Source organism: Pseudomonas sp. LF020 (assembly GCF_053456425.1).
The window spans coordinates 44,871-64,143 of record NZ_JBRFIX010000001.1 but is presented as its reverse complement, the minus strand read 5'-3'; the positions used below and the strand labels follow the sequence as shown (position 1 = coordinate 64,143).

Here is a 19,273-nt window from a genome sequence, read left to right as displayed (position 1 = left end):
CATGCAGCAAGAGTTCAACGATCCGCTCTGGCGCACGGTGCTGTCCGGCGCGCAGATGCTGTTCGTGGCTTTCGGCGCTCTGGTGCTGATGCCGCTGATCACCGGCCTGGACCCGAACGTGGCACTGTTTACCGCGGGTTTAGGGACGATTCTGTTCCAGATCGTCACCGGGCGTCAGGTGCCGGTGTTTCTCGCGTCGAGCTTTGCCTTCATCACCCCGATCATTCTCGCCAAGGGCCAGTTCGGCCTCGCCGCGACCATGGGCGGCGTGATGGCGGCCGGTTTCGTCTACACCTTCCTCGGCCTGGCCGTGAAGATCAAGGGCACCGGTTTCATCGACCGCTTGCTGCCGCCAGTGGTGATTGGCCCGGTGATCATCTCTATCGGCCTGGCCATGGCGCCGATTGCCGCAAACATGGCGATGGGCAAGGCGGGCGACGGTTCCGAACTGATCCACTACCAGACCGCGATGATGATCTCGATGCCGGCCCTGCTGACCACGTTGATCGTGGCGGTGTTCGGTAAAGGCATCTTCCGTCTGGTGCCGATCATCTCCGGAGTACTGGTCGGTTTCGCCATGTCGTTCTATTTCGGCGTGGTCGATACCGCGAAAATTGCCGCTGCGCCTTGGTTCGCCCTGCCACACTTCACCGCCCCCGAGTTCAACTGGCAGGCGATCCTGTTCATCGTTCCGGTGGCGCTGGCGCCGGCGATCGAGCACATCGGCGGCGTAATTGCCGTGGGCAGCGTGACCGGTCGTGACTATCTGAAGAAACCGGGTCTGCATCGCACCCTGCTCGGTGATGGCATCGCCACCACGGCGGCCGGTCTGTTTGGCGGCCCGCCCAACACCACCTACGCCGAAGTGACCGGCGCGGTGATGCTGACCAAGAACTACAACCCGAAAATCATGACCTGGGCGGCGATCTTCGCCATCACCCTGGCGTTCATCGGCAAGTTCGGCGCGCTGCTGCAAAGCATTCCGGTGCCGGTGATGGGCGGGATTCTGTGTCTGTTGTTCGGTTCGATCGCGGCGGTGGGGATGAACACCCTGATCCGGCACAAGATCGACCTCGGCGAGGCGCGCAATCTGGTGATCGTTTCAGTGACCCTGGTGTTCGGTATCGGCGGTGTGCTGGTCGGCACCGGTACTGGTCCGGACGACTTCGGCCTCAAAGGCATCGCGCTGTGCGCGGTGGTGGCGATTGCGCTGAACCTGATCCTGCCGGGCAATGACAGCTGGAAGCACAAGAAGGCCGATGAGCCGCTGATTTGAAATCTGGCTCATTACCTGTGGCGAGGGAGCTTGCTCCCGCTTGACTGCGAAGCAGTCATAAACTCGGCGGATGCGGTTTCCTGTGAACCGCGTCCGCAGGGCTTGGGGCTGCATTGCAGCCCAGCGGGAGCAAGCTCCCTCGCCACAACTGCTACAGCGCCAACGGCGCTCTCTCGCACAGGGTCGCCAACGCCTTCGCCCATTGCGGGTCGTCATTCAAGCACGGCACCAGCACCAACTCCTCACCCCCTGCTTCGCGGAACTGTTCCTTGCCGCGATCACCGATCTCTTCCAGCGTCTCAATGCAATCGGCGACAAACGCCGGACACATCACCAGAATCTTTTTCACGCCGTTTTTCGCCAGTTCATCCAGGCGCGCTTCGGTGTACGGCTCGATCCACTTCGCCCGGCCCAGACGCGACTGAAACGACACCGACCATTTGCCATCGGCAATGCCCGCGCGCTTGGCGAACTCGGCGGCGGTGTGTATGCACTGGGCGCGGTAACAGGTGGCCAGGACTGCCGGCGAGGCATTCTTGCAGCAATCCTCATTTTTCAAGCAGTGACTGCCGGTCGGATCGAGCTTGGTCAGGTGCCGCTCCGGCAAGCCATGGAAGCTCAGCAGCAAGTGATCGTAGTCCTGCTGCAAATGCGGGGTAGCGCTGGCGACCAGCGCGTCGATGTACTCAGGCTGATCGTAAAACGGTTGCAGCACTGAGAGTTTTACATCGAGCTTCTTCTCACGAATCACCCGCTTGGCTTCTTCGATCACCGTGGTCGTGGTGCTGTCGGCGAACTGTGGATAAAGCGGTGCCAGGGTGATGCGCTTGTGCCCTGCCGCAGTCAGTTGCAGCAACCTGGTTTCAATCGACGGTTCGCCATAACGCATGGCCAGTTCCACCGGGCCGTGGGTCCACTGGCTGGTCATCTGCTGCTGCAGACGACGGCTGAGCACCACTAGCGGCGAGCCCTCCTCCCACCAGATCGAAGCGTAGGCATGGGCCGATTGCTCAGGGCGCTTGATCAGGATCAGCGACACCAACAGCCGCCGCACCGGCCACGGCAGGTCGATCACGTACGGGTCCATCAGAAATTGATTGAGGTAGCTGCGTACATCGGCCACCGAGGTGGAGGCCGGGGAACCCAGGTTGACCAGAAGCAAGGCGTGATCGGTCATGCATCGTCCTATTTCAAAGGCGGCCGGAGAGATCATCCAAAGCCGCGCGCAAATCCGTGAACTGGAAAGTGAAACCCGCTTCCAGCAAGCGTGCCGGCATGGCGCGTTGGCCGCCCAGCAACAGCAATGACATTTCGCCAAGCCCGACCTTCAGGGCCAGGGCCGGCATCGGCATGAACGCCGGACGGTGCAGTACGCTGCCCAGCGTCTTGGCAAACTCGCGATTGCGCACCGGTTTCGGTGCGCAGGCATTATAAGGACCGCTCGCCTGATCGCGGTGCAGAAGAAAATCAATCAGGGCGATTTGATCATCGATGTGAATCCACGGCATCCACTGTCGACCATTGCCCAGCGGCCCGCCCAGCCCGAGTTTGAACGGCAACAACAGCCGCGACAAAAAGCCGCCCTCGGCCGACAGCACCAGCCCGGTACGCACCAGCACCACGCGGATGCCCTGAGCCTCGGCACGCTGGGCGGTTTCCTCCCAGGCAATGCATAACTGACTGGCAAAATCATCGATCACTGGCGGCGATTCCTCGGTCAGCTCGCGTTCACCGCCGTCGCCGTACCAGCCAATAGCAGAACCGGAGATCAACAACGCCGGTTTCTGCTGCCGTGTTTCCAGCCACGCCAGCAGGGTTTCGGTGAGGGTGATGCGGCTGCTCCACAGCAACGCCTTGCGCCGATGGGTCCATGGCCGATCCGCGATCGGTGCACCGGCCAGGTTGACCACCGCGTCCAGCGGCTCGTTGCCGAAGTCTTCGAGACGCGCAATCGCGCGCACCTGCGCGCCACAGATTTTCGCGACCTTTTCCGGGCGGCGACTCCACACCGTCAATTGATGGCCCTGCCCCGACCAGTGTCGGCAGAGCTGACGGCCTATCAAACCAGTACCGCCGGTCAGCAATATGTGCATGACATCTTCCTCGCGTGGCGTTTTACCCGGATCACTAGTCTATTTTTATAAGCAGGGATCTTTTCTATCGGGCAGGCTCTATTGTTTAACCATAGGCCAAGCTGTCAGAACGAGAACGCTAGAAGTTATACCAAAAAACAAAATTGTACAGGTTTCATTGACGGCGTAGTCTGTACAGAAAGGTAAACGAGGCCCCTATGACTGTACCTATCGCAATCATCGGCACCGGCATCGCCGGACTCTCCGCCGCGCAGGCGCTGACAGAGGCCGGACATACCGTCCAGCTGTTCGACAAAAGCCGCGGCAGTGGCGGGCGCATGTCGAGCAAACGCAGCGACGCCGGCTCTCTGGACATGGGCGCGCAATACTTCACCGCCCGCGACCGGCGTTTCGTCACCGAAGTGCAACGCTGGCAAAGCCTGGGCTGGGTCGCCGAGTGGACGCCGCAGCTCTACACCTTTCAGGGCGGGCAACTGAACCTGTCGCCGGACGAGCAGACGCGCTGGGTCGGCACGCCACGCATGAGCGCCATCACCCGAGGTCTGCTCGACGGTCTGGAAGTGCACTTCGCCTGCCGCATCACAGAGGTGTTTCGCGGTGAAGAACATTGGCACCTGCAGGATGCCGAAGGCTTCACCCACGGTCCCTTCAGCCATGTGGTGATTGCGACGCCAGCGCCGCAAGCCACGGCGTTGCTGGCCGCCGCACCGAAACTGGCCGGAGCGGCCGCCGGGGTGAAAATGGACCCGACCTGGGCCGTCGCCCTCGCCTTCGATACGCCACTGGATACGCCGATCGAAGGTTGCTTCGTGCAGGACAGTCCCATCGACTGGCTGGCACGTAACCGCAGTAAACCAGGGCGCGATACCACGTGCGACACCTGGGTGCTGCACGCCAGCAGCGCCTGGAGCCGGCAACACATCGACCTGTCCAAGGAAGCCGTCATCGAGCAACTGCACGGTGCATTCGCCGAACTGCTGCACAGTGCGATGCCCGCTCCGACCTTCAGCCTCGCCCACCGCTGGCTCTACGCCCGCCCTGCGACCGGCCACGAATGGGGCACGCTGGCCGATGCCGATCTGGGCCTTTACGCCTGCGGCGACTGGTGCCTGTCGGGGCGTGTCGAAGGGGCCTGGCTCAGTGGCCAGGAAGCTGCACGCCGTTTGCACGAACACCTGCAATGAATCGCATCAATCCGCAGAAACTGCTGCTGTCGAAGTGGACAGCAGCCCACCCGCAAAACCGCGAAAAACATTTTCTGGTGACCGAGCTGTTCCGTGATGAGGAAGGCACGGTGCTGGAGATCGAGTTGCAGGCGGTGCTGACCAAGCGCGCCGAACGCCTCGATTGGCAGACGCTGAAGAACAACGATCACTGGCTACTGGGCTGGAAATAAACACCCTGTAGGAGTGAGCCTGCTCGCGATGGCGTCGTATCAGTCAACATCAACGCGGCCGACATATCGCAATCGCGAGCAGGCTCACTCCTGCAGGGGATTGGGGGACCCGCAAAAACTTATACAAATGATTTGACTTGTACACGCATGAATCTATGCTGAGGAAAAGTTGTACAGAGATAACTGTCTGTACAGGAATAGATTCGAGGTGCGCATGTCCGACCTTTCTGCTTCCCGGCCCAAAATCGCCATCAGCGCCTGCCTGATGGGCGCTGAAGTGCGCTACAACGGCGGCCACAAGGAATCACGGCTGTGCAGCCGCACCCTTGCCGAGCATTTCGAATTCGTCCCGGTGTGCCCTGAAGTCGCCATTGGCCTGGGCATCCCCCGTGAACCGATCCGCCTGGTCGGCGATCCCGACGATCCTGAAGCCATCGGCACGGTCAATCCGCACATCAATGTCACTCAACCGCTGGCGGCCTACGGGCAGAAAATGGCCGGCGAGCTCGATGACATCTGCGGCTACATCTTCATGCAACAGTCGCCTTCGTGCGGTCTGGAGCGGGTCAAGGTCTATAACGCCAATGGCGCGCCGGTGAACGGCGGTGGCCGTGGCATCTATGCCCAGGCGTTCTGCGCGCAGCACCCTGACCTGCCGGTGGAAGAAGCCGGGCGCCTGAACGATCCGGTGCTGCGGGAAAACTTCATTACCCGCGTGCTCGCCTACAGCGCCTGGCAGCAGGTGCTCGAACAAGGCTTGAGCCGCCGCGCACTGACCGAATTCCACTCGCGCTACAAATACCTGCTGATGGCGCACAACCCGGAGCAATACAAAGCCTTGGGCAAACTGCTGGGCAACATGGGCACCACCGATCCGGTCGAACTCGGCCCGCACTATTTCAGCGAGTTGATGAGCGCGTTGAAGAAATGCGCCACCCGCCGCACCCACAGCAATGTCCTGCAGCACATCAGCGGCTACCTGAAACAGGCAATCAGCCCTGAAGACAAACAGGAAATGCAGCATGTGATCGGCCAGTACCGCCACGGCATCGTGCCGCTGGTGGTGCCGTTGACCTTGCTCAAGCACCACTTTCGCCAACACCCGGATCCCTACATTGCGCAGCAGGTTTACCTGCAGCCGCATCCGGAAAACCTCAGCCTGCGAAACGCCATTTGATGAACGACAAACTCGACACCAGCGCCCAGGAAGACCTGGGTGCCGACTTCAAGAAAGCCCTCGACGAAGGCTGGCTGCCGATCCGTGAAGTAGCGCGGCAGACCGGCGTCAACGCCATCACCCTGCGCGCCTGGGAGCGCCGGTACGGGTTGATAGTGCCGCAACGTACGCCCAAGGGCCATCGCCTGTATTCCAGCGAACATGTGCAACGAATCCTGACCATTCTGACCTGGCTCAACCGCGGCGTGGCGGTCAGTCAGGTCAAGCCGCTTCTCGACACTCCGCAAGCCTTTACCGAGACGGTGGAAAACGACTGGCAGCGCCAGCGCCAGGTGTTGCTCGACGCCGTCACCCGTCTCAATGAACGCAGTCTCGACGACAGCATCAATCAGGCCATGGCCCTGTATCCGCCGCGCACCCTGTGCGAGCAATTGCTGCTGCCGCTGCTGGCCGAACTCGAGCAGCGCTGGCAAGGCCAGTTCGGTGCGCAGATGGAGCGCGGGTTCTTTTATTCGTGGTTACGCAGCAAATTCGGCGCGCGCATCTACCATAACAATCGACAGTTACACACCGCGCCGCTGCTGTTGATCAATCACTCTGACCTGCCACTGGAACCGCACCTGTGGCTATGCGCGTGGCTGATCAGCAGTGCCGACTGCCCGGTGCAAGTGTTCGACTGGCCTCTACCGGCCGGAGAACTGGCGCTGGCGGTCGATCACCTGCAAGCGCGCGGCGTGCTGCTGTATTCCAGCAAGGCGATGAATCTGGCGCAGCTGCCAAAACTGCTGAATGGCGTCAGTGTTCCCAAACTGCTGGTCGGACCAACGGTATGCATCCACCAGACCGAGTTGTCCGTAAGAACTCATGAGATCGCTGATTTGATCCTGGCCGCAGACCCGCTCTCGGCGCATCAGGAACTGGTTCAGCGTGGGCTGATTTGATGGAAACCGCGATGCAATTGATCTGGCTGCGCAGCGATCTGCGCCAACATGACAACACCGCTCTCGCGGCCGCCGCAGCGCGCGGGCCGACAGTTGCCGTGTATCTGTTGAGCCCGCAGCAATGGCTGGAACATGACGACGCCGCGTGCAAGGTCGACTTCTGGCTGCGCAACCTGCGTGAATTGAGTGCCAGCCTCGGCGCATTGAACATCCCGTTGCTGCTGCGTACCGCCGACCATTGGGATCAGGCTCCGGCGGTGCTGCTTGAGCTTTGTCGGCAACTGAACATCGAGGCCGTGCACGTCAACGAAGAATACGGCGTTGACGAAAGCCGTCGGGATGCCGCAGTGGCCGTGGCCCTGAAGAGCAAAGGCATCGCTTTCCACAGCTATCTTGATCAACTGCTGTTCAAGCCCGGTACGGTACTGACCAAAACCGAAACCTACTTTCAGGTGTTCAGTCAGTTCCGCAAGGTCTGCTATGAACGCCTGCACCGCTCGATGCCAGCGCTGGTAAAAGCGCCCGGCAAGCAAGCGAAGCTGAATATCGACAGCGATCCGGTGCCGGCATCCGTCGAAGGTTTTGCAACACCTGGCGAGACAGTGCGCGCCCTGTGGCCGGCTGGTGAACAGGAAGCGCGGCGCCGTCTCGATACCTTCGCCGATGCGCAGATCGACTACTACCAGAGCGAACGCGACTTCCCGGCCAAACCCGGCACCAGTCAACTATCGGCCTATCTCGCCGCCGGAGTGATCTCGCCACGCCAATGCCTGCAGGCGGCCCTGCAAAGCAATCAGGGCGAGTTCGACAGCGGCAAGGTCGGCGCGGTGACCTGGATCAACGAGCTGCTGTGGCGCGAGTTCTACAAACACATTCTGGTCGGCTACCCACGGGTTTCGCGCCACCGCGCGTTTCGCCCGGAAACCGAAGCCCTGGCCTGGCGGGATGCACCGGACGATCTGGCGGCCTGGCAAGAGGCGCGCACCGGTTTGCCGATCATCGATGCAGCCATGCGCCAACTGCTGGAAACCGGCTGGATGCACAACCGGCTGCGGATGATTGTGGCGATGTTCCTGACCAAAAACCTGCTGATCGACTGGCGTGAAGGCGAACGCTTTTTCATGCGTCACCTGATCGACGGTGATCTGGCGGCGAACAACGGTGGCTGGCAATGGAGCTCCTCGACCGGCACCGATTCGGCGCCGTACTTCCGCATTTTCAATCCGTTGAGCCAATCGGAAAAATTCGACAGCGAAGGCCTGTTCATCAAGCACTGGTTGCCTGAACTGGCCGGCCTGAACAAGAAGGAAGTGCACAACCCGGCCAGTGCCGGCGGGCTGTTCGGCGTGGCGGATTATCCGGCGCCAATCGTCAATCTGGGGGCTTCGCGCGAACGTGCGCTGGCGGCCTTCAAGAACCTGCCGTCGCGCTCGTCTATCGGAGAGGCCCATGAGTGAATTCCTGCGCCGCTTCGCCCAGCAGTTTGCCGGGTTGGATAAAGACAACTTGCAACGCCTGAGCGAGCTGTACAGCGATGACATTCACTTCACCGACCCACTGCATGAAGTGCAGGGGCTGGCGCAACTGCGAGATTACTTCAGCGAGCTGTACACCAATGTCAGCGAACTGCGCTTCGATTTCCACGGCTTCGACCAGATCGCTGACGGTGAAGGCTACTTGCGCTGGGTCATGAGTTACCGCCACCCGCGTCTGGCCGGCGGTCGTTTGATTCGCGTCGCCGGGTGTTCGCACCTGCTCTGGCGCGACAAGGTTTATCGCCACCGGGATTACTTCGATGCCGGGGCCATGCTGTATGAACATTTACCCGTATTGGGCCGGGTGATCGCCTGGCTGAAAAGGAGAATGGGATGAGTCGTACACCTCCACGGCGTTATTGGCTGACCGGTGCCAGCAGTGGCATCGGCGCTGCTCTGGCGGAAAACATTCTGAAAAGCGGCGCGCATCTGGCTGTCAGTTCGCGTCAGGTGGCACCGCTCAAGGTGCTTTCGCAACGTTATCCGGGGCAAGTGCTGGTGGTCGCGGGCGACCTGACCGACAGTCAGACCGTGCGCGAAATCGGCCAGCAGATCGAACAGGCCTGGGGTTCGCTCGACAGCGTGATCCTCAATGCCGGCACCTGCGAGTACGTCGACGCGCGCCAGTTCGATGCCTCGATCATCGAACACGTGGTGCGCACCAACCTGCTCGCCAGCAGCTACTGCATCGAAGCAGCCCTGCCATTGCTGCGCAAAGGTACCGCGCCGCATCTGATCGGCATGGCCAGCTCCGTGACCTACCTGCCGCTGCCCCGGGCCGAGGCCTATGGCGCGTCGAAAGCCGGGCTGCGTTACCTGTTTGAATCGCTGCGCATCGATCTGGCGGACGAGGGCATCGAAGTCACCATCATCAGCCCGGGTTTTGTCGAAACCCCGCTGACCGCGAAAAACGATTTCCCGATGCCGTTAAGCTGGCCTGTGGATAAAGCGGCGCGGCACATCTTCGCCAAGCTCAAGGATCGTCCTCTGGAAATCGCCTTTCCGGCGCTGTTCATGGCGGCGCTGTGGCCACTGTCCAAGCTGCCGGCGCGCCTGCAACTGGCGATCGGCAAGCGCATGGTGCGCAGCAATCCACCGCTGCGAGACCCGATATGAAGATCGCCATTGTCGGCAGCGGGATCGCCGGCCTGACCTGCGCTCACCTGCTCAATCGCCGACACGACATCACGGTGTTCGAGGCCAGCGACTGGGTCGGCGGCCACACGCACACCGTGCAGGTGACCGTCGATGGCCGCGAATACGCGGTCGACACTGGCTTCATCGTGTTCAACGACTGGACCTACCCGAACTTCATTCGCTTGCTCGGCCAGCTCGGCGTGTCGGTCAAACCGACGCAAATGAGCTTCTCGATCACCGACCCGGATTCCGGCCTGGAATACAACGGCAACAACCTCAACAGTTTGTTCGCCCAGCGCAGCAACCTGCTGTCACCGGGCTTCTGGGGCATGTTGCGCGACATCCTGCGCTTCAATAAAGAAGCCCAGCGCGACCTCGCCGAACAGCGCATTGCCGCCGATACCACGCTCGACGATTACCTCAAGGCCGGCGGTTATGGCGAACGTTTCATCCTGCATTACATCGTGCCGATGGGCTCGGCGATCTGGTCGATGCCGATGGCCGAAATGCTCAATTTTCCGCTGCAATTCTTTGTCCGCTTCTTCAAGAATCATGGACTGTTGTCAGTCAGTGATCGCCCGCAATGGCAGGTGATCGAGGGCGGTTCAAGTGCCTATGTCGCGCCGCTGACGGCCGCCTTCCAGGACAAGATTCGCCTCAGTTGTCCGGTGACGCGCATCGATCGCGACGAACACGGCGTAGTTATCCACAGCGCCGCCGGCATCGAGCGTTTCGACAAAGTCGTGCTCGCCTGCCACAGCGATCAGGCCCTGCAACTGCTCGGTAAGCCAAGCCAGGCGGAACGCTCGATCCTCGGTGCCCTGCCCTATGCCGACAACGAAGTCGTGCTGCATACCGATACCCGTCTGCTGCCGACCCGCAAACTGGCGTGGGCCAGCTGGAACTATCGCTTGAGCGGCGCCGGCCATACCCACGCGGCCGTGACTTACGACATGAACATCCTGCAGGGCATTCAGAGCGACACCACCTTCTGCGTCAGCCTCAACCAAAGCGCCGGTATCAGCCCGTTCAAAGTGCTTGCCCGATACACCTACGCCCACCCGCAATTCAGCCTCGCGGCTGTGGCGGCGCAGAACCGCTGGGCCGAACTCGACGGTCAGCAGCACACCCACTACTGCGGCGCTTATTGGGCCAATGGCTTCCATGAGGACGGTGTGGTCAGTGCCCTGCGCGTGGCCGCCGCCTTCGGCGAAAACCTATGAACAGTGCCCTGTACAGCGGCTGGATCGGCCATCGGCGCTTTTCGCCCAGACGCCACGAATTCCGTTACCGGATCGGGCTGCTGTACCTCGATCTGGCGGAACAGGACGCCGTGCTCGGCCTGTCGCCATTCGCCAGTCGCAGCCGCTTTGCCCCGTTTTCGTTTCGCGAAACCGACTACCTGAAAACCTTCACTGGCAGCGGCATGCGCCTGATCGATGCGGTACGCCAGCAAGTCGGCGTCGCCATCGGCCATCAACCGCAGGGTTCAATCTGCCTGCTGACCCAACCGCGCAGTTGGGGTCTGGCATTCAATCCGGTGAGCTTCTTTTATTGCCACGAGGCCGACGGGCAACTGGCGGCGATTCTCTGCGAAGTCACCAACACGCCGTGGCGCGAGCGTTATCACTACGTGCTGCCGGCCAGCGCACCGACCGACCTGCAAGACTTTCACCAGCACTTTGCCGTGGCCAAGGCCTTTCATGTCTCGCCGTTTTTGCCGCGCGATCTCGAGTACCGCATGAGCTTCAGCCCGGCGGCGCAAAAGCTCGGTGTGCACATGGCCGACTGGCAAGGTGAGCACAAGCTGTTCGACGCCACGCTCAATCTGCAGCGCGAACCCCTCGACCGCCACAGCCTGCACCGCTACTTGCGACGTTTTCCGTGGATGACCGCGAAAACCTGTCTGGCGATTTATTGGCAAGCCGTGCGCCTGTTGCTCAAGCGTGCCCCGATTTTTGCTCATCAGGCTGCCGACGGCAGCTTTCAGATCGCCACTGTGCCTCCCAAGGAGCACCGCCATGAAATCCTCTAGCCTGTCGGTCAGTCGCCTCAGCACCAACGGTTTGACCGGTTCGCTGCTGCGTCGCGGCGTTTTGCGGCAACTCAGTCAGCTCAAACACGGGCAATTGCTGGTGGTCGAGGACGGCGAACGCCTGATGTTCGGCACGCCGGGCAGCCACCTGCTCGGCGAAATCCATGTGCAGGACGCAGCGGTCTGGGGCATGGTTGCCGGCAACGGATCGATTGGCGCCGGCGAAGCGTTTATCCACGGTTACTGGAGTTCGCCGGACCTGACGGCGGTCGTGCGCGTGTTCGTCAGCAACCTCGACGTGCTCGACGCGATGGAGCGCGGCCTGGCTCGCCTCAGCCGGCCGCTGGTGCAAGGCCTGCACTGGCTCAACCGCAACACGCGCAAGGGCTCGCAGAAAAACATCGCGGCGCACTATGACCTCGGCAACGATCTGTTCGAACAGTTTCTCGACCCGACCATGATGTATTCGGCGGCACAGTTCCTCAGCCCCGAAGACAGCCTGGAACAGGCGCAGTTGAACAAGCTGGAACGGATCTGCCAGAAGCTCGCGCTCAAACCCGAGGATCATCTGCTGGAGATCGGCACCGGCTGGGGCAGCATGGCGCTCTACGCCGCGCAGCACTACGGCTGCCGCGTCACCACCACAACACTGTCGAAAGAGCAGTACGCGTTTACCGCCAAGCGCATTGAAGCACTGGGGTTGCAGGATCGGGTGACCCTGCTGCTCAAGGACTACCGCGACCTCACCGGCGAATACGACAAACTGGTGTCGATCGAGATGATCGAAGCGGTCGGCCATCGCTTCCTGCCGACCTACTTCAAACAGTGCGCGCACCTGCTCAAGAGCAACGGCCTGATGCTGTTGCAGGCAATCACTATCCGCGAACAACGTTACGAGCAGGCCAGGCGCGGCGTCGACTTCATCCAGCGCTACATCTTCCCCGGCGGCGCCCTGCCCAGCGTGCAGAAAATGCTCGAAGTGGTCAGCCGCGAGACCGACATGAACCTGCTGCACATGGAAGACTTCGGCCTGCACTACGCCCGCACCCTGCGCCTGTGGAATGAGAACTTTCGTCGCGCCCACGGGCGGTTGAGCGAGCTGGGTTACGACGATTATTTCCTCAGGCTGTGGGAGTTTTACCTGTGCTACTGCGAAGGCGGGTTCCTCGAGCGCACCATCGGCACCGCACAACTGCTGCTGGCCAAACCGGCCGCGATGCCCGCGCCGTTGCTCGGACGCTTCGATGCTTGAGCGGCTGACCAATGCAGTGCTGTTTCAGGTCGGCTGGCTGGCCTGTGTGCTCGGCGGCAACAGTCTGTGGTTGCTGCTGGCCCTGATGGTGCTGGTGATCCATCTGGGCTGGATCAGCAGTTGGGCGGCGGAAGGCCGTTTGATCCTCAGCGTGGTGATTGTCGGTACGGCGGTGGACAGCGTGTTGCGCGCAGCGGGAGTTTTCGATTTTCAGGATCCGGCACCGCTGATTCCGCTGTGGCTGATGCTGCTCTGGGCCTTGCTCGCCACCACGTTGCGTCACTGCCTGCAATGGAGCGCCCGACCATGGTGGCTGGCCAGCGTGCTCGGCGCGGTGGGTGGCGCACTATCCTATTACGGCGGTGGACGTTTGGCCGGAGTGCAATTTCCCTACGGTGAACTGCCGACCCTGATCGGCATCGGCCTGCTCTGGGCGCTGCTGTTTCCGTTGCTGCATGCGATGGCTCGGCGACTGGCGCACTGAGCGTCTGTCAGGCCTTTCACACAGCAACCGGCGGCTGCCTTACACTGCGCTCCATGAAAACCATTCCCCACCAGCAAATCACCGAGCCTGCGGTCAGCTGTTCGACCTGCGCAGCGTGCTGTTGCCAGCTCGAAGTGATGCTGATCACCGACACCGGCGTGCCCGAACGCTTTATCGATACCGATGAGTGGGGTGGTGAAGTGATGCTGCGTCTGGACGACGGCTGGTGCGCGGCGCTGGATCGCGACAGCATGATGTGCACGATCTATGAGAAACGTCCGCTGATCTGTCGCGAATTCGAGATGGGCGCACCGGAGTGCATTGAAGAACGCAAAGGCATTGCCACTGCTTACTGCTGATTAGAAGCAAAAAGATCGCAGCCTGCGGCCGCTCCTACAGGGGATTGGGTTTGCTGTAGGAGCTGCCGCAGGCTGCGATCTTTTGATTTTGCTTACAGCGGCATCGTGTAATGCAGCGCGTAGCTTTCTACACCGTCGTTGCTGCTGGCCAGGCCGGCGTTGGAATAGTGCGTTGCACGAATCCCCACTTCATGCCCGCCATTGAAGCGCAGACCAAAACCGATACGGTCTTCGAACTGGAAAGAGCCGCCGATGTTGTTGCTTTCATACTTGGTGTTGGAGAACGCTGCGACACCAATGCCCGCCTCAACATACGGCTTGACCGACTGACCGGCAAACTCGTAAACGAATACCGGCGAGAACGACAGGCTGTTGTTGCTGGAAGTCTTGTCACCCTCCCAGTAAGTGTAAGCGCCGCTCCAGTAACCGGTCAGGCGACCGACATCACTTTGCAGCCAGCTCTGATCCCAATCGAAATTCATGCCCAGGCGATAAGTCATGGTCGAATCGCTGGTCGCACCCACTGCAAACTCAACGCCTGCGGCTTGTGCGGTAATACTTTGCCCCATCAGTGCGGCCGCAATCGCGGCCAAGCAGAATAGTCGCTTCACGTTGAAACTTCCTTTTCCGGAACGATCGTTTGGTTTTCTAGATAACTCATCGCTATAGAAGCTAGCGCGTGATTAGAAGTTCAGCTGTTTTTTTAGTTATTTCACACTTTTTTTACAAGCTGAATTTTTCGACGTCGCCGGCAACTTGGCCCAGCAGGGGCAGGGTCTTGCGGAAGAACGCGGGATCGGCACTGGTCCAGAATCTGACCGGGCGGTTCGCCCCCTCGGCGAGCAGATCACGTTCGGCCAGCAACCGTTGCAGTTGCCGCGCTACCGCCGCGCCGGTGTCGATCAGGCTGACGCTATCGGGGATCATCGTCTTGAGCAGCGGCTTGAGAAACGGATAGTGAGTGCAGCCGAGAATGATCGTGTCGCAACCGTTGGCCAGCAGCGGCTCGACGTAATGCTGTAGCAACGTGCGCAACTCGGCGCTGTGCAGATCACCGCTTTCAATCATTTCCACCAGACCGGGGCACGGCTGGGTGATGACGCGTACGTCAGCGGCGAAGCGATCGAGCAACGCGGCGAACTTGGCGCTCTGCAAGGTGCCGGTGGTGGCGAGTACGCCGACCACGCCGCTGCGGGTCGCGGCAGCAGCCGGTTTGACCGCGGGTTCCATGCCGACAATCGGCCATTCGGGGAAATCCCGGCGCAGATCGGCAACCGCGGCCACCGTCGCCGTGTTGCAGGCGATCACCAGCGCCTTGGCGCCCTGCTCGCGGAAAAATCCGGCCATCACGTTGCAGCGCTGGCGGATGAACTCCGGGGTTTTCTCGCCGTAGGGAATGTGCCCGCAATCGGCGAAGTACAGCAGCGACTCATGGGGCAGCAAACGCTGGATTTCAGCCAGTACCGACAAACCGCCGACACCGGAATCGAACACCGCGATCGGCGCCTCACGCATGCTGCGAACCACAGACGCTGCAACCCGGATCGCGCTTGACCCGCAGTTCACGAAAGCGCGAACCCAGGGCATCGATCAACAGCAAACGCCCCACCAGCGGCTCACCAAAACCGACCAGCACCTTCAACGCTTCAAGCGCCTGCAGGCTGCCGACCAGCCCCACGAGCGGCCCGACCACACCGGCCTCGCTGCACGTCAGTTCGGCCTCGCTGCCATGCCCGTACAGGCAGTGGTAGCACGGACTTTCCGGGCGGCGCGGGTCGAATACCGACAACTGCCCTTCCAGACGAATCGCCGCGCCGCTGACCAATGGCTTGCGCGCGGCCACGCACGCGGCGTTGACTGCTTCGCGGGTGGAGAAATTGTCGGAACAGTCGAGCACCAGATCCACCGCAGCCACCGCGGCGGCCAGGGAATCCTCGTCCAGCGCCTGACGATGAGGCACCAGTTGAATCTCGGGATTGATCGCGCCCAGACGCTTGAGCGCCGAGTCGACCTTGCTCATGCCGACGCTGTCGGTGTCATGAATGATCTGGCGCTGCAGGTTGGTCAGGTCAACCGTATCGAAATCCGCCAGATGCAACTCACCGACACCCGCCGCCGCCAGATACAGCGCGACGGGCGCACCGAGACCGCCGAGGCCGACGATCAGCACGCGGCTGTCTTTCAGCTTCAATTGCCCATCGATATCGATGTGTTGCAGCAGAATCTGCCGGCTATAGCGCAGCAATTCCTGATCATTCAGCACGGCAGGCGCCCCAGGCTGATCCGTTGATGACCGCCCAGATCGGTGCGGCTGTGAACTTCTTCGAAACCGCGAGTGAGCAGCAGATCACGCACGGCCTCGGCTTGATCATAGCCGTGTTCGAGCATCAGCCAGCCGCCGGCTTCCAGATGATCCGGGGCCTGGGCGACGATCAGCCGCAGATCGTCAAGCCCATCGACACCGGCCACCAGCGCACTGGCCGGTTCGAAGCGCACGTCACCCTCGACCAGATGCGGGTCGGCGGCGGCGATATACGGCGGGTTGCTGATGATCAGATTGAAGCGCTGCCCTTCAAGGGCGCTGAACCAGTGGCTGCTCAACACCGTTGCGTTATTAAGGTTCAAGCGCTGGCGGTTGCGTTCAGCCAGGGCCACGGCTTCCAGCACGCGATCCACTGCCGTGACTTTCCACGCCGGACGCTCGCTGGCCAGGGCCAACGCAATTGCGCCGCTGCCGGTGCCCAGATCGAGCACTTTGGCCGGCATTGCCGCCAACAGCTCCAGCGCGGCCTCGACCAGCAACTCGGTGTCCGGGCGCGGGATCAGCGTGTGCGGCGCCACTTCCAGATCGAGCTTCCAGAACCCCTGCTGACCGAGAATATAGGCCACCGGCTCACCGCCGCGACGCCGTTGCAGGTACTCGGTAAAAATCAGCACCGCTTCGCTGGGTACGATGCGCTCGGGCCAGGTGTGCAGGAAGCTGCGCGGTTTGCCCAGTGCCGCAGCCAGGAGCAATTCGGCATCCAGACGCGCGGTGGGCGAGTCCGGCAGTTCGGCGGCGCGCAACAGACTGGCAATGATGGTCATTTATTCACCTATCGCTGCAAGCTGGTCGGCCTGGTATTCGGCCAGCAAAGGCTCGATCACCGCTTCAACGCCACCGGCGAGGATTTCATCAAGGGAGTACAGGGTCAGGTTGACGCGATGGTCAGTGACTCGGCCCTGGGCAAAGTTGTACGTGCGAATGCGCTCGGAACGGTCACCGGAACCGACCAGCAATTTACGCTCGCTGGCGATGGCATTCGCTGCCGCTGCGGTTTGCTGATCGTTGAGCTTGGCCGACAGCCAGGCCATCGCCCGGGCACGGTTCTTGTGCTGGGAACGTTCTTCCTGACACTCGACGACGGTGCCGGTCGGTATGTGCGTGATGCGGATCGCCGAGTCGGTGGTGTTGACGTGCTGACCACCGGCCCCGGAGGAACGGTAAGTGTCGACACGCAGATCCGCCGGGTTGATCTCGATGGCTTCGCGCTCGTCCGGCTCGGGCAACACCGCCACGGTGCAGGCCGAGGTGTGGATACGGCCTTGGGATTCGGTGGCCGGTACGCGCTGTACGCGGTGCGCGCCGGACTCGAATTTCAGCTTGCCATAAACGTTGTCGCCTTCAATGCGCGCGATGACTTCTTTATAGCCACCGTGCTCGCCTTCGTTTTCCGAAAGGATCTCCACGCGCCAGCCACGTCGTTCGGCGTAACGCGAGTACATGCGGAACAGATCGCCGGAGAAGATCGCCGCCTCGTCGCCACCGGTACCGGCGCGAATTTCGAGAAAGACGTTACGCCCGTCATTGGGATCCTTGGGCAGCAACATGCGCTGCAAATCATCTTCCAGCCTGATCAGCAATTCCTTGGCTTCGCGGACTTCTTCCACGGCCATTTCACGCATGTCCGGGTCGCTGTCCTTGAGCAGGGCCTGAGCGCCTTCAAGATCGCTTTGTACGCTGAGCAGCTTTTTATAGCCCTGTACCACCGGCTCGAGTTCGGCGTATTCCTTGGAGTAGGCGCGGAATTTGGCCTGATCGGCAATTACTTCGCCGTCGCCGAGCAGCGCGGTCAGTTCCTCGAAACGGTCCTGGAGGGTGTCCAGCTTATTGAGCAGTGACGCTTTCATTGCGGTTTTTTATCCGAAAAACTATCCGGTGAGCCCTCGAGGGCAAAGAGTTCCTGGGCCATGGCCAGCGCATCGAGGCGGCCTTCGGCAGAAAGCTTTTTCAATTGCACGCTGGGCGCATGCAACAGTTTATTGGTCAGGCCACGGGCCAGCTGCCCGAGCACGTCTTCGGCGTTGCCGCCGTTGGCCAGCAGGCGCAGGGCTTTTTGCAGCTCCTCGTCGCGCAGGCGTTCGCTCTGTTGCCGATAGGCCTTGAGCACATCGACCGCCGCCAGCTCACGCAGGCGCACCATGAAATCGTCGGCACCGACCGAGACCATCTCTTCCGCCGCCTGGGCTGCGCCCTGACGACTCTTGAGGTTCTCGGCGACCACTTCGTGCAGATCGTCGACGCTGTACAGATAAACGTCGTCGAGCTCGCCGACTTCCGGCTCGATGTCGCGGGGTACGGCGATGTCGACCATGAAGATCGGCTTGTGCTTGCGCTGCTTCAGCGCGCTTTCCACCGCGCCCTTGCCGAGGATCGGCAACTGGCTGGCGGTCGAACTGATCACGATGTCGCTGCGCACCAGTTCCGCCGGAATGTCCGAGAGCAGCACCGCATGCGCACCGAACTGCTCGGCCAGCAGACTGGCACGTTCCAGCGTACGGTTGGCAACTACGATGCGCTTGACCCCCAGCTCATGCAAATGACGGGCGACCAGAGTGATGGTCTCGCCGGCACCGATCAGCAGGGCCTGGCTACGTTGCAGGTCGCTGAAAATCTGCTTGGCCAGGCTGACCGCGGCGAACGCCACGGACACCGGGTTTTCGCCGATGGCGGTGTCGGTACGCACTTGCTTGGCGGCATTGAATGTCGCTTGAAACAGCCGCCCCAGCAGCGGGCCGATGGTTCCGGCCTCACGCGCCACGGCGTAGGCCGATTTCATCTGGCCGAGAATCTGCGGTTCGCCCAGCACCAGCGAGTCGAGTCCGGAGGCGACGCGCATCATGTGACGAACTGCCGCATCATCTTCATGCACATAAGCACTCGCGCGCAGCTCATCGAGGCTTAAATGGTGATAATCGGCCAGCCAGCGCAGCACCAGATCAGCGGAAACCTGATCCTGTTCTATATAAAGCTCACTGCGATTGCAGGTGGAGAGGATCGCAGCTTCGCGGCTGTCGGTGAGTCGGCAGAGCTGCTGCAAGGCCTCAACCAGCTGCTCAGGGGTAAAGGCCACGCGCTCGCGGACGTCTACTGAAGCAGTCTTGTGGTTAATACCGAGTGCAAGGAAGGCCATTCAAGGTCGCTGATGGTGACGTGAAGCCGGCAATTGTCCTACTTCGTCAGATTCAGAACAACTATTGGATATCTATCGCCCTTATTGTATCCACATCGTGCTGCGATCCATTCTCGTTCGTGTACACACAACCCT

The 19,273-nt window shown here is 61.2% G+C and carries 21 protein-coding genes; 13 read left to right on the top strand and 8 right to left on the bottom strand.

The window, feature by feature from the left end:
- The first annotated feature begins 1 nt into the window (after position 1).
- Positions 2-1,276, top strand: a complete 1,275-nt coding sequence (locus ACU680_RS00320) for a uracil-xanthine permease family protein (RefSeq protein WP_007951684.1) — start codon at positions 2-4, stop codon at positions 1,274-1,276.
- Between the two features lie 151 nt (positions 1,277-1,427).
- Here ACU680_RS00320 and hemH read toward each other — a convergent pair whose 3' ends face one another.
- Positions 1,428-2,453, bottom strand: a complete 1,026-nt coding sequence (hemH, locus tag ACU680_RS00315; RefSeq protein WP_448178376.1) for a ferrochelatase — start codon at positions 2,451-2,453, stop codon at positions 1,428-1,430.
- 13 nt (positions 2,454-2,466) lie between these two features.
- Positions 2,467-3,369, bottom strand: coding sequence for a TIGR01777 family oxidoreductase (locus ACU680_RS00310; RefSeq protein WP_448178375.1), 903 nt, complete (start codon positions 3,367-3,369; stop codon positions 2,467-2,469).
- A gap of 197 nt (positions 3,370-3,566) precedes the next feature.
- Between ACU680_RS00310 and ACU680_RS00305 the strand changes: the two genes are divergently transcribed.
- The 12 genes from ACU680_RS00305 (at position 3,567) to ACU680_RS00250 (ending at position 13,685) form a co-directional block, all read left to right on the top strand.
- A complete protein-coding gene (locus tag ACU680_RS00305) occupies positions 3,567-4,553 on the top strand; it encodes an NAD(P)/FAD-dependent oxidoreductase (protein ID WP_007967686.1) in 987 nt (328 codons plus the stop codon).
- Positions 4,550-4,765: a TIGR02450 family Trp-rich protein gene (locus tag ACU680_RS00300; RefSeq protein WP_103485753.1), complete on the top strand. Its 216-nt coding sequence runs from the start codon at positions 4,550-4,552 to the stop codon at positions 4,763-4,765. The genes ACU680_RS00305 and ACU680_RS00300 overlap by 4 nt, the downstream gene beginning before the upstream one ends.
- A gap of 214 nt (positions 4,766-4,979) precedes the next feature.
- On the top strand, positions 4,980-5,942 hold the full coding sequence (locus ACU680_RS00295) for a YbgA family protein (RefSeq protein WP_448178374.1): 963 nt from the start codon (positions 4,980-4,982) through the stop codon (positions 5,940-5,942).
- On the top strand, positions 5,942-6,883 hold the full coding sequence (locus ACU680_RS00290) for a MerR family transcriptional regulator (RefSeq protein WP_367085702.1): 942 nt from the start codon (positions 5,942-5,944) through the stop codon (positions 6,881-6,883). Before ACU680_RS00295 ends, ACU680_RS00290 begins: the two co-directional genes overlap by 1 nt.
- Before the next feature lie 11 nt (positions 6,884-6,894).
- Positions 6,895-8,340 (top strand): deoxyribodipyrimidine photo-lyase, encoded by a 1,446-nt coding sequence (gene phrB, locus ACU680_RS00285; RefSeq protein ID WP_448178373.1) that lies wholly within the window; start codon positions 6,895-6,897, stop codon positions 8,338-8,340.
- Complete coding sequence (locus ACU680_RS00280; protein ID WP_448178372.1) at positions 8,333-8,755, top strand: nuclear transport factor 2 family protein; 423 nt, start codon at positions 8,333-8,335, stop codon at positions 8,753-8,755. The genes phrB and ACU680_RS00280 overlap by 8 nt, the downstream gene beginning before the upstream one ends.
- Positions 8,752-9,534: an SDR family NAD(P)-dependent oxidoreductase gene (locus ACU680_RS00275; protein WP_367085705.1), complete on the top strand. Its 783-nt coding sequence runs from the start codon at positions 8,752-8,754 to the stop codon at positions 9,532-9,534. The genes ACU680_RS00280 and ACU680_RS00275 overlap by 4 nt, the downstream gene beginning before the upstream one ends.
- Positions 9,531-10,778 carry an NAD(P)/FAD-dependent oxidoreductase gene (locus ACU680_RS00270; RefSeq protein ID WP_448178371.1) on the top strand — a complete coding sequence of 416 codons (1,248 nt, stop codon included), beginning with the start codon at positions 9,531-9,533 and terminating at the stop codon, positions 10,776-10,778. The genes ACU680_RS00275 and ACU680_RS00270 overlap by 4 nt, the downstream gene beginning before the upstream one ends.
- Positions 10,775-11,590, top strand: a complete 816-nt coding sequence (locus tag ACU680_RS00265) for a DUF1365 domain-containing protein (RefSeq protein ID WP_448178370.1) — start codon at positions 10,775-10,777, stop codon at positions 11,588-11,590. The genes ACU680_RS00270 and ACU680_RS00265 overlap by 4 nt, the downstream gene beginning before the upstream one ends.
- The gene (locus tag ACU680_RS00260) at positions 11,577-12,842 is read left to right on the top strand and encodes a class I SAM-dependent methyltransferase (protein WP_448178369.1); all 1,266 of its coding nucleotides are present in this window, start codon (positions 11,577-11,579) and stop codon (positions 12,840-12,842) included. Before ACU680_RS00265 ends, ACU680_RS00260 begins: the two co-directional genes overlap by 14 nt.
- A complete protein-coding gene (locus ACU680_RS00255) occupies positions 12,835-13,326 on the top strand; it encodes a DUF2878 domain-containing protein (protein WP_448178368.1) in 492 nt (163 codons plus the stop codon). Before ACU680_RS00260 ends, ACU680_RS00255 begins: the two co-directional genes overlap by 8 nt.
- Before the next feature lie 53 nt (positions 13,327-13,379).
- Positions 13,380-13,685, top strand: coding sequence for a YkgJ family cysteine cluster protein (locus tag ACU680_RS00250; protein WP_448178367.1), 306 nt, complete (start codon positions 13,380-13,382; stop codon positions 13,683-13,685).
- A 92-nt stretch (positions 13,686-13,777) separates the two neighbouring features.
- Here ACU680_RS00250 and ACU680_RS00245 read toward each other — a convergent pair whose 3' ends face one another.
- The 6 genes from ACU680_RS00245 to hemA form a co-directional block, all read right to left on the bottom strand.
- Positions 13,778-14,296, bottom strand: coding sequence for an acyloxyacyl hydrolase (locus tag ACU680_RS00245; protein ID WP_007967661.1), 519 nt, complete (start codon positions 14,294-14,296; stop codon positions 13,778-13,780).
- 112 nt (positions 14,297-14,408) lie between these two features.
- Positions 14,409-15,200, bottom strand: a complete 792-nt coding sequence (gene murI / locus ACU680_RS00240) for a glutamate racemase (protein WP_448178366.1) — start codon at positions 15,198-15,200, stop codon at positions 14,409-14,411.
- Positions 15,193-15,948 (bottom strand): molybdopterin-synthase adenylyltransferase MoeB, encoded by a 756-nt coding sequence (locus tag ACU680_RS00235; RefSeq protein ID WP_400764001.1) that lies wholly within the window; start codon positions 15,946-15,948, stop codon positions 15,193-15,195. Before ACU680_RS00235 ends, murI begins: the two co-directional genes overlap by 8 nt.
- Entirely contained in the window at positions 15,942-16,772 is an 831-nt protein-coding gene (gene prmC / locus ACU680_RS00230; protein ID WP_400763998.1) for a peptide chain release factor N(5)-glutamine methyltransferase, read from the bottom strand. The genes ACU680_RS00235 and prmC overlap by 7 nt, the downstream gene beginning before the upstream one ends.
- Positions 16,773-17,855, bottom strand: a complete 1,083-nt coding sequence (prfA, locus tag ACU680_RS00225) for a peptide chain release factor 1 (protein ID WP_400763995.1) — start codon at positions 17,853-17,855, stop codon at positions 16,773-16,775. It abuts the gene before it with no gap.
- The gene (gene hemA, locus ACU680_RS00220) at positions 17,852-19,138 is read right to left on the bottom strand and encodes a glutamyl-tRNA reductase (RefSeq protein WP_027612235.1); all 1,287 of its coding nucleotides are present in this window, start codon (positions 19,136-19,138) and stop codon (positions 17,852-17,854) included. Before hemA ends, prfA begins: the two co-directional genes overlap by 4 nt.
- Positions 19,139-19,273: the final 135 nt, after the last annotated feature.

What these genes read in the sequence shown, in the direction of transcription:
- prfA (WP_400763995.1), bottom strand. Translation starts at nt 17,855, where the DNA reads ATGAAAGCGTCACTGCTCAATAAGCTGGACACCCTCCAGGACCGTTTC.
- prmC (WP_400763998.1), bottom strand. Translation starts at nt 16,772, where the DNA reads ATGACCATCATTGCCAGTCTGTTGCGCGCCGCCGAACTGCCGGACTCG.
- ACU680_RS00320 (WP_007951684.1), top strand. Translation starts at nt 2, where the DNA reads ATGCAGCAAGAGTTCAACGATCCGCTCTGGCGCACGGTGCTGTCCGGC.
- ACU680_RS00250 (WP_448178367.1), top strand. Translation starts at nt 13,380, where the DNA reads ATGAAAACCATTCCCCACCAGCAAATCACCGAGCCTGCGGTCAGCTGT.
- ACU680_RS00270 (WP_448178371.1), top strand. Translation starts at nt 9,531, where the DNA reads ATGAAGATCGCCATTGTCGGCAGCGGGATCGCCGGCCTGACCTGCGCT.
- ACU680_RS00275 (WP_367085705.1), top strand. Translation starts at nt 8,752, where the DNA reads ATGAGTCGTACACCTCCACGGCGTTATTGGCTGACCGGTGCCAGCAGT.
- ACU680_RS00255 (WP_448178368.1), top strand. Translation starts at nt 12,835, where the DNA reads ATGCTTGAGCGGCTGACCAATGCAGTGCTGTTTCAGGTCGGCTGGCTG.
- hemA (WP_027612235.1), bottom strand. Translation starts at nt 19,138, where the DNA reads ATGGCCTTCCTTGCACTCGGTATTAACCACAAGACTGCTTCAGTAGAC.
- ACU680_RS00280 (WP_448178372.1), top strand. Translation starts at nt 8,333, where the DNA reads ATGAGTGAATTCCTGCGCCGCTTCGCCCAGCAGTTTGCCGGGTTGGAT.
- ACU680_RS00300 (WP_103485753.1), top strand. Translation starts at nt 4,550, where the DNA reads ATGAATCGCATCAATCCGCAGAAACTGCTGCTGTCGAAGTGGACAGCA.
- ACU680_RS00295 (WP_448178374.1), top strand. Translation starts at nt 4,980, where the DNA reads ATGTCCGACCTTTCTGCTTCCCGGCCCAAAATCGCCATCAGCGCCTGC.
- murI (WP_448178366.1), bottom strand. Translation starts at nt 15,200, where the DNA reads ATGCGTGAGGCGCCGATCGCGGTGTTCGATTCCGGTGTCGGCGGTTTG.
- ACU680_RS00265 (WP_448178370.1), top strand. Translation starts at nt 10,775, where the DNA reads ATGAACAGTGCCCTGTACAGCGGCTGGATCGGCCATCGGCGCTTTTCG.
- ACU680_RS00305 (WP_007967686.1), top strand. Translation starts at nt 3,567, where the DNA reads ATGACTGTACCTATCGCAATCATCGGCACCGGCATCGCCGGACTCTCC.
- ACU680_RS00290 (WP_367085702.1), top strand. Translation starts at nt 5,942, where the DNA reads ATGAACGACAAACTCGACACCAGCGCCCAGGAAGACCTGGGTGCCGAC.
- phrB (WP_448178373.1), top strand. Translation starts at nt 6,895, where the DNA reads ATGCAATTGATCTGGCTGCGCAGCGATCTGCGCCAACATGACAACACC.
- ACU680_RS00260 (WP_448178369.1), top strand. Translation starts at nt 11,577, where the DNA reads ATGAAATCCTCTAGCCTGTCGGTCAGTCGCCTCAGCACCAACGGTTTG.
- ACU680_RS00310 (WP_448178375.1), bottom strand. Translation starts at nt 3,369, where the DNA reads ATGCACATATTGCTGACCGGCGGTACTGGTTTGATAGGCCGTCAGCTC.
- hemH (WP_448178376.1), bottom strand. Translation starts at nt 2,453, where the DNA reads ATGACCGATCACGCCTTGCTTCTGGTCAACCTGGGTTCCCCGGCCTCC.